The sequence below is a fragment of the Ruminococcus albus 7 = DSM 20455 genome, from assembly GCF_000179635.2.
GTDB lineage: Bacteria > Bacillota > Clostridia > Oscillospirales > Ruminococcaceae > Hominimerdicola > Hominimerdicola alba.
This window is the reverse complement of record NC_014827.1, coordinates 1-7,420: the sequence shown is the minus strand read 5'-3', so window position 1 is coordinate 7,420 and position 7,420 is coordinate 1. Positions and strand designations below refer to the sequence as shown.

Here is a 7,420-nt window from a genome sequence, read left to right as displayed (position 1 = left end):
ATCAAATTATAGGATTTATCCTATAATTAATTATATAGGATAAATCCTATATTGTCAATGCTATTGGAGAAAAATTCACAAATTACAAATACAAAGTGTTATTTCTGTTTTTACAATCACTCAAAAAAGTGATATAATAGATAAAGCTCATCTCTATTGGAGCGCAACAGGAACACAGATAACCAATGTGTCTGGAACAATATACTGCAGTAACACATCAATATTAAAACCCAAAAGTTATTTTTCAGGCAGAATAGATGAATACAAAGACCTTAATGGAAGATATAACAAGGCAAATGGCTCTACAAAATCATTTTCAATTCCGAAAAACACCAAGAAAGTAAAGGTTGGTTGGAAAAACGTCTACATTACAACTATTGCAGGCGGAAAGGCTTACTTAGGAAACGCCAGCTCAACGGTAAAACTTTAATAATGAAATTACAAGAAAAAAATTATATTCTAAAACACATACAACAGCAAGATATATTTAATTCTAAGGATGGACCCTCTGCAATGATCATAAGGGACTCTTTAGGAAATAATAACGTAGTAAAAACCAAACATATATGGATATTTGTTTTAATACTAGTTTATAAAGCAGACAAAAAACATATATTTCCTTGTGATTGGATTTTAGTCAAAAAAAGTAATATCGAACAATGATCAAAAGGCGAAACGTTATTGTTTCGCCTTTTTTCTATACTAATTCAATTCAAAACGGATCCGAATAGCCTGCCAGTAGTACGGTGCATAGTCCTTGCAGCAGAAGATCTGATCGGGCGAGTAGTAGCTGCTCGGCAGCTCCGTTTCATAGCCGTCCTTATTCGTGTAGGTTTCACCGTCATCATAGCAGCCATTCCAAAGGTTAAAGGCAAGGCGTGTTGTTTTCATCGAAGTGCCTGTCTGAAAGCCTTTGTGCAGCCCCTCACGTTTTATACAGTCCTCTTTGAAGTCGAATACTTCATCGGTATGTTCACGAAGTACCTTATCGAGAGAAAGAAGATACGCAAGCGAAAAATGGTAGCAGTCAAGGTGTTTCATTCGCTTACAAATGCTGTAAAATGCCTTTTGGTGTTCTTCATTGTAAAACTTGATATCCATTGTTAGTCCTCCTTATATATCGCTAAAGGAAACTTGCCCCTCTAGCTCTTGTTCAGGCTCAGGCTTCGGCTCGATATGTTTTTTCTTGCAGATAAAAGCCCTGATTTCGTCCACCATATCAGCAGGAACACGCATTGTCACGGTCTTGCAGCCGTATTTTGGCTTTGCGCCTGCTCCTGCCCTCGCTCCGCCTTTCTTCTTTTTTGTCGGCTCGTTCATTCCTCGGTCGGCTCCTTTCGTTTACGCTGCCACCAATGCCGCTTAGGTTCGGGCTGCTTTTCCTCGATAGCAAGACCTTTATCTTTACTCTCAATCGAACGTAAATGCAGCTGCTGTTCTTGGTCTATAAGCTGTAATAATTTTTTATTATCCTCAATTATGCGATTAAATTGCTGTATCTGTTCATCATTCCACGCTTTCAAAAGAGCTTGTTTCTCTTCGGAATTAGCCCTTTCATATTCTAATTGGCGTTCAAGTTCTGCAACCCTAGCTTTTAACCTCTCAATTTCCATATCTTTCTTCTGTTCTTCGGTGGGTAAGTGGGTAGAAATTACCCGATCAAGTTCGGTTTCAATATGGGTAATTTCGTCAGATTTTCCCCACTTTTTTCCCTCTAGCATATAGATATTCCGTTCACCATCAGCATTTATGTAGGTAATATTTCCCCGTTTTTCTACCCACCCACTGGGTAATTTTTTCACTAGATACTTTACTCGGTCTTTGCTCACGCCCAGCTCGTCAGCGATCTGCTTTATGGTTTTGCTCATGCTTCAAACTCCTTTCGCCACCATTTGAGAACGGTAGGCTTTGACAAACCAGTATCTCTGATACAATCAACTTTGCGCCCCATAGGGTGCAGCTGCTGCCATTCAAGTACGATCTGCTGCTTACTTGGTCTGCCCTCGGCATTTCTAAAAGGCTGACCTCTACGTTTCATATTTGCCTTTTTACTTCGGATATCTTCCAAATGCCACTCCTGCTTTTGATAGTTCCGCTTATTACGCTCGATACGAACATCGGTCAAGATCTCGATATCAGCTATCGTGAAATTATAATAATCCTTTGAATAGCACTCCATAGCACTATCAACATCATCTTGTGTCAGCTCGTTATTGTGTTTATAAGCACGAAGGACTTCAAAACACGCCTGAATATCGACTTTGAGCTGTTTTTTCGGTACATCACACTTGCAGGCGTATATTACAAGGCACATAAGGTAAAAATAACGGTGTCCGCCCTCAATCTCGGTCACACGGCGTTTCCACCACTCATAAAGAGCATAGTCTTTGACTTGCTTCTTCTTACGATAGCCGATATTCCACTTGTTAGGGCGTTTGTTGCCCTCAACAACAACTTTCTGATACCATTCGGGATAAAGCTCCGCTGCGGTTGCTCGGTCAATTTTGCTCGGGCGGTACGGACGGTTAACATCAACCCGATTTTCGGGCTTAATAGCATAGCTATTGAGGAAATCAAGGCTGACTTTACCGCCGATTTTAAAGGCAGTGACGGTATTCCCATACTTGCTGTTAGTGCTGCCGACCATACGGAAACCTTGACCGATGCTCTGATACTGAATACTCTCGACCTGCGAAGTGCCTTTATACTCCCATATTCTGAATGTGAGATCGTGTTTCAAGGACTTCAATTGCAGCTTTATGTTGGGATAAAGGGCGATAGGCTCATCAAAAACATAGTACAAGTGAAGCCCTCGCCCACTCAAAACAATGAAAGTCGGCTTAGGAATACTGCGGTAAACATCGCCCGAACCTGTTGTACGCTCCAAAACGTGCTCCAATTCAGAACGCCCGACACCGTCAAGGTCAAAAATGAGTGCGTTCATGGTCTGAGCATACTGGAGCTTGTTGCTGCGGCTATGATAAGTCAGACCGCTGCACAAAGTCATGCCGTTCCCCTCAACATAGTCCATATAATCAGAAGCCCACGTATCATTGAGCATTATCCTGCGGCGTAAACGCCTTTTTGCACCCTCGTCCTGTTCATCGTGATACAGATAAATAGCGTTAGGGTGAGAAAAATCGCTGGACAGCTCACCAGAGTTCTCGTTGTCGGGGAAGATATAACGATAGAAGTCCTCGCCATTGACCTGATCGTACACGTTGGAAAGCAGCTCATAGCACTCACGGAAGTTATTCAATACATTATCGGACAAGCAGAACACCTCACTTATGCGGATATAACATCATTACTGCGGGTAACGTTCTTTTCTTTCTTCTTTTCTTGGAGAAGAAAGAAAAGAACCAAAAGAAAGAAGAACCGCCCCACACACGCTCACGCTCAATACCTACGGTATAAGGGGCTTAGATTATCAATAAGTTTTTTTACCTACTCTGTCAGCCCCCTCAGAATACCTACGGTATAAGGGGCTTAGATTATCAATAAGTTTTTTTACCTTTTTTTCAGTATAGCACATAAATCTCCATTTGTCAATACTGATTTTGTGACGCTTTCAATTAAATGTTTATAGTACCAACTTCACCAATACATTTCTATCTCCGCGAGAAAAAGGCTGTAAAAATGCCCCTCGCACGTTCTGAGCGGCTCTGTGTGGCGTTTCAAGAGTGTAAGGGGTGATTCTATATTATTAAGATTAGCGTGGCTCTGTGTGGCTTACGGTGGCTTCTGAGGGCATTATGCTAGTCCTCTTGCCTCTCTCCAACCATCTATGTACCAACGGACAACGATGTATGCTGCGTGTGAAAGTATCATCAGCAGCACGATGTTCAACGGCATGAGTTCAGCTCCCCACACAAGAACTGCAAGGCAGACCAGGGCAACCAATGGACTTACCTCGTCCCAACAATGCAGCGTATAGCAGTTTGAAATAGCTTTAATGCCCAAATACAAGGGTGCAAGGATAACAACAACACATATCGCTGTAATAAGTGCCATTAGCAAATAGCTCACGATCGTGGACACTATGGGCTGTGGGATTTTCGCTCCGACACTTCCGACACGGCTTGCAAGGGCAGTTATCACATGAACTATTCCCTTTGCGATTTTAACTATTAGCTTTCCTGCTGCGGTAATATCAGACATACAGCGTTTTGACTTAATGGCGGTGAACACGGTAGCAAATAAGCTATACACGATAAGGGCAACACCAATAACGTTCCATTCCACCTGATATTGCCTGTTTAAGGCTTCTGCTTTCTCTTTGATGATACTTTCCTGCTGCTGCTTGGTATGTTCCGCTGCGTTCTTGGCTATTATCGCCGCTTCTTCTTTTTGCTCGGCTCTTGCGATTGCTGCGGCTGCTTCTCGTCTAGCCCTATCTGCCTCTATCGTAGCTCGTCTTTCTCGCTCTTTCGCTTGCTGCTCTTGCCTTGCGCTCTGCTTCTTCAGCTCTTCGGCGTTCTTCAGCTGCTCGTCGCTGCTCTGCAAGCTCTCGTTCTTGGCGGTGAGCTGCTGCACTTGTGACCTTAGTTTCTGATTGTCGGATAGTACTGTCTGTGTCTGCCGTTGCTGCTCTGACAGCTTCTTGGTTAGTGTCTGTATCTTGGATAAGGCTGTCCGCAGCTCCGAAGATTGCTGCTGTGTCTGGTTGTTCTGTGGGTTGTAACCGTGTAGCAGAGTGTTCAGCTTTTTTCTCGTTTCCTTGTGCTGTCCTTCCACTTTCTTCAAGTCCAACATTGCGGAGTGCAGCTCGTCTTTCAGCTTCTGATTCTCTGATAAGGCGGTCTGCTTCTGTTGCCGTAGTTCGTTCAGTTCGGCTCTCTGTTGTTCGTTCTCCGTCTGCAAGTCCTCGGTCATCGCTATCAACTGCTCGACTTCTTCGGGCGAGTAGGTCTGCAATTCGTTGTTTTCCTGCATTGATCGCTGCACTTCCTTTCTCCTTGATAAGCTCGGCAAGCTGCTGTTCGATGTGGTGCAGCTGCTCGGCAAGCTGTTTCAGCATATTATTTCTCTCTCGGATTTCTTCATTTATGCGAACACGCTCCGAGGGCTTACCCTCGGCTGCGATTTTCCTTGCTGCATATCCCTCATGGATAGTCGGCTCTTGCTCTATGCCCTGCCGTTTATAGCTGCGGTGATCTATCCGATCACGCTCGGCAAGCCTTTCATTGCAGCAAGCAGCCCACGCAGCTCTCCATTCCTCGACACGCTCTTTCTTGTTCCAATCGTTGTAATCTTCTTTGTGGTTCTTGTACTGCTTGCGCCCCGACTTATCGACTTTTTGAAAAATGCGCTCGCCGTTCTCGTCAAGGTCATACACCTTGCGGCTCTTGGGTGCCCATTTGCCGCCCTCGGTTATGCTCCGCATAGTAGCCATGATATGAGCGTGTGGGTTTCCGTCCTCTTTATCGTGCAAGCTCCAATCCACACACATTCCTTGCTTGGTCAAGCCTTTGACAAATCCACGAACTGTGTCTATCTGTTCGGCTCGGCTAAACTCCTGCGGAAGTGCCACCTCAAACTCACGCCACAACTGTGAGTTTTTGGCTTTCTCGATTTCGTGAACTGCGTTCCAAAGAGTAGCCCTGTCGGCATATTCGGCAGGAGCGTTTTGGCACAACGAGATTTCGGAAAACACAACGCCGCCCTTTCGGGAGTAGTCGGACACTAAACCAGTTTCTTTATCTTTCAGATTGTCACCTGCTCGATACGCTGCTGCGGCTATTGCGCTTTGTCCGTTTGCTCTGCTGCCTATCTTAATACTGCAATGATAGATTGCCATTTGGCAACACTCCTTTCTCTGAAAAATAAAAAGGGAAGTCAAGAGGGGAACGCTCTTGCCCTCGGAGAGCGCACTTAAATACACCATGTGAGCGTAGCGAATGTGGTGTATAAGTGCGCATTTCTATTCGCTGCGCTCTTAAGAAATGATTATATCAAATTTCGCTTAGTTTGTCAATACCTACTTGACAAATCAATGTATATATGATAAAATTATACTGGTGATGTATATGCTTAGAGATTTTCAATTAGAAGCTTTAAAAGAATGGTATCGAATAAAGGCACTTGGGCTTGATGACATTATTTATGAGCCTAATTGTATTTTATATGATAGAAGTCCTTACATATACTTGTTCTATAATAACAATAATATAGTGATCTACGTTGGACACACTCAAAACATAGCAAATAGAATGTCAAAGCACATTGAAGAAAGTCCATTTTGGGAAGAAGTGTCTTATATTATGTGCGCAGAAACACCCAATCTAAATTCGCTTGCAGATTATGAGAGATATTACATACAGAAATACAAGCCTAAATATAACAAAAGAGGTTTTAAAAAGCCACCCTATTTGCCTGATATGGTTGCGCTGGATTTTATTGAATACAAAGGGAAAGAGGTATTAAATTATGTCAAAAAGTAAGACATATGAAGAACGAATAGCTGAGCTGCAAGAAAAGCAGAAACAGCTCAAAGCACAAGAGAAAAAGCTGAAAGCACAGAAGTCAGCGGACGAAAGAAAAAAACGCACACGGCACTTGATAGAGATCGGCGGTGCGGTATACAGCGTACTCGGCAGAGAGTATGCAGATGGTGATATCGAACGTCTTGTTGCGTTCCTCAAAGGTCAGAACCAGAGGGGCGGCTTCTTTAACAAGGCTATGAATGATTTTCCCGACAATAAGCCCGAATAATGGGCTGACAAAAAAGAAAAAGACGGACTGTCCGCTGCTGCGGTAGTCCGTCTTTATAATTGTTATTATAAAAACTCTATCCTAAGTTTTTTGCCCATAGCATTTGCAAGCCGTTGTAAAGTTCTTATTGACGGATTAGCATTTCCGTTTTCAAGCTTGCTTATATCACCCTGTGCTATACCCGAACGATCTGAAAGCTGTTTCTGCGTAAGTCCGCTTGAATTACGAGCATCTATCATAGCCTGCATAATTGTAAATTCTGGTTCAAGTGCTTCATATTCTCTACGAAATTCATCATCTTTCATCTGCTCTGCGAGAAGTTCATTGAAATTAGTCATTTTCATTCTCCTTTCTGCTTAGATAATCAGCTCTGTACTGTTTGGCTCTTTCAATCTCTGACCTTGGTGTTTTTTGTGTTTTCTTTATAAAGCCATTTGTCAAAACAACTTTATGTCCGACTACAAAGAAATACAAGACCCTAGATATATCCGAGCCTACTTTTGCTCTTAACTCCATTATACCGTCTTCTATAGGCTTTGATTCCGGTTCTCTTAATCTGTTGCCGTTTTTTTGAAGAAGCTCTACTGTTCTGAACATTTTAGCTCTCATCTTTGTATCAAGACTTAATATAAAATCCTTTGCCGGCTCTGTCCCATCAGCCTTTTCATAAAATATTATTTCAAATTCCTGCATATACATTCTCCAC

The 7,420-nt window shown here is 42.8% G+C and carries 11 protein-coding genes; 3 read left to right on the top strand and 8 right to left on the bottom strand.

The window, feature by feature from the left end:
• Positions 1–187: 187 nt before the first annotated feature.
• The gene (locus RUMAL_RS22035; protein ID WP_154662904.1) at positions 188–430 is read left to right on the top strand and encodes a hypothetical protein; all 243 of its coding nucleotides are present in this window, start codon (positions 188–190) and stop codon (positions 428–430) included.
• 272 nt (positions 431–702) lie between these two features.
• Here the strand turns inward: RUMAL_RS22035 and RUMAL_RS20390 are convergent, their stop codons facing one another.
• The 6 genes from RUMAL_RS20390 to mobQ all read right to left on the bottom strand — a co-directional run bounded on the left by RUMAL_RS20390 (position 703) and on the right by mobQ (position 5,800).
• Positions 703–1,101, bottom strand: a complete 399-nt coding sequence (locus tag RUMAL_RS20390; RefSeq protein ID WP_013483972.1) for a DUF6075 family protein — start codon at positions 1,099–1,101, stop codon at positions 703–705.
• Positions 1,102–1,113: 12 nt separating this feature from the next.
• Positions 1,114–1,320 (bottom strand): hypothetical protein, encoded by a 207-nt coding sequence (locus tag RUMAL_RS20385; protein ID WP_013483971.1) that lies wholly within the window; start codon positions 1,318–1,320, stop codon positions 1,114–1,116.
• Positions 1,317–1,868 carry a MarR family transcriptional regulator gene (locus RUMAL_RS20380; protein WP_013483970.1) on the bottom strand — a complete coding sequence of 184 codons (552 nt, stop codon included), beginning with the start codon at positions 1,866–1,868 and terminating at the stop codon, positions 1,317–1,319. The genes RUMAL_RS20385 and RUMAL_RS20380 overlap by 4 nt, the downstream gene beginning before the upstream one ends.
• Positions 1,865–3,283: a hypothetical protein gene (locus RUMAL_RS20375; protein ID WP_419247563.1), complete on the bottom strand. Its 1,419-nt coding sequence runs from the start codon at positions 3,281–3,283 to the stop codon at positions 1,865–1,867. The genes RUMAL_RS20380 and RUMAL_RS20375 overlap by 4 nt, the downstream gene beginning before the upstream one ends.
• Before the next feature lie 470 nt (positions 3,284–3,753).
• Complete coding sequence (locus RUMAL_RS22645) at positions 3,754–4,506, bottom strand: DUF6040 family protein (protein ID WP_028504453.1); 753 nt, start codon at positions 4,504–4,506, stop codon at positions 3,754–3,756.
• Positions 4,394–5,800 carry a MobQ family relaxase gene (gene mobQ, locus RUMAL_RS21110; protein ID WP_050793340.1) on the bottom strand — a complete coding sequence of 469 codons (1,407 nt, stop codon included), beginning with the start codon at positions 5,798–5,800 and terminating at the stop codon, positions 4,394–4,396. The genes RUMAL_RS22645 and mobQ overlap by 113 nt, the downstream gene beginning before the upstream one ends.
• Positions 5,801–6,029: 229 nt before the next feature.
• Between mobQ and RUMAL_RS20360 the strand changes: the two genes are divergently transcribed.
• A complete protein-coding gene (locus tag RUMAL_RS20360; protein ID WP_013483968.1) occupies positions 6,030–6,443 on the top strand; it encodes a GIY-YIG nuclease family protein in 414 nt (137 codons plus the stop codon).
• Positions 6,430–6,714, top strand: coding sequence for a hypothetical protein (locus RUMAL_RS20355; protein ID WP_013483967.1), 285 nt, complete (start codon positions 6,430–6,432; stop codon positions 6,712–6,714). The genes RUMAL_RS20360 and RUMAL_RS20355 overlap by 14 nt, the downstream gene beginning before the upstream one ends.
• A gap of 65 nt (positions 6,715–6,779) precedes the next feature.
• On the opposite strand, the gene RUMAL_RS20350 is transcribed toward RUMAL_RS20355, so the two are convergent.
• Entirely contained in the window at positions 6,780–7,052 is a 273-nt protein-coding gene (locus RUMAL_RS20350; protein WP_013483966.1) for a helix-turn-helix domain-containing protein, read from the bottom strand.
• Entirely contained in the window at positions 7,045–7,407 is a 363-nt protein-coding gene (locus RUMAL_RS20345; protein WP_013483965.1) for a type II toxin-antitoxin system RelE/ParE family toxin, read from the bottom strand. The genes RUMAL_RS20350 and RUMAL_RS20345 overlap by 8 nt, the downstream gene beginning before the upstream one ends.
• Positions 7,408–7,420: the final 13 nt, after the last annotated feature.

Excerpts from the sequence above, each read along its gene's own strand:
- RUMAL_RS20390 (WP_013483972.1), bottom strand. The coding sequence starts at position 1,101 with ATGGATATCAAGTTTTACAATGAAGAACACCAAAAGGCATTTTACAGC.
- RUMAL_RS20385 (WP_013483971.1), bottom strand. The coding sequence starts at position 1,320 with ATGAACGAGCCGACAAAAAAGAAGAAAGGCGGAGCGAGGGCAGGAGCA.
- RUMAL_RS20380 (WP_013483970.1), bottom strand. The coding sequence starts at position 1,868 with ATGAGCAAAACCATAAAGCAGATCGCTGACGAGCTGGGCGTGAGCAAA.
- mobQ (WP_050793340.1), bottom strand. The coding sequence starts at position 5,800 with ATGGCAATCTATCATTGCAGTATTAAGATAGGCAGCAGAGCAAACGGA.
- RUMAL_RS20360 (WP_013483968.1), top strand. The coding sequence starts at position 6,030 with ATGCTTAGAGATTTTCAATTAGAAGCTTTAAAAGAATGGTATCGAATA.
- RUMAL_RS20355 (WP_013483967.1), top strand. The coding sequence starts at position 6,430 with ATGTCAAAAAGTAAGACATATGAAGAACGAATAGCTGAGCTGCAAGAA.
- RUMAL_RS20350 (WP_013483966.1), bottom strand. The coding sequence starts at position 7,052 with ATGACTAATTTCAATGAACTTCTCGCAGAGCAGATGAAAGATGATGAA.
- RUMAL_RS20345 (WP_013483965.1), bottom strand. The coding sequence starts at position 7,407 with ATGCAGGAATTTGAAATAATATTTTATGAAAAGGCTGATGGGACAGAG.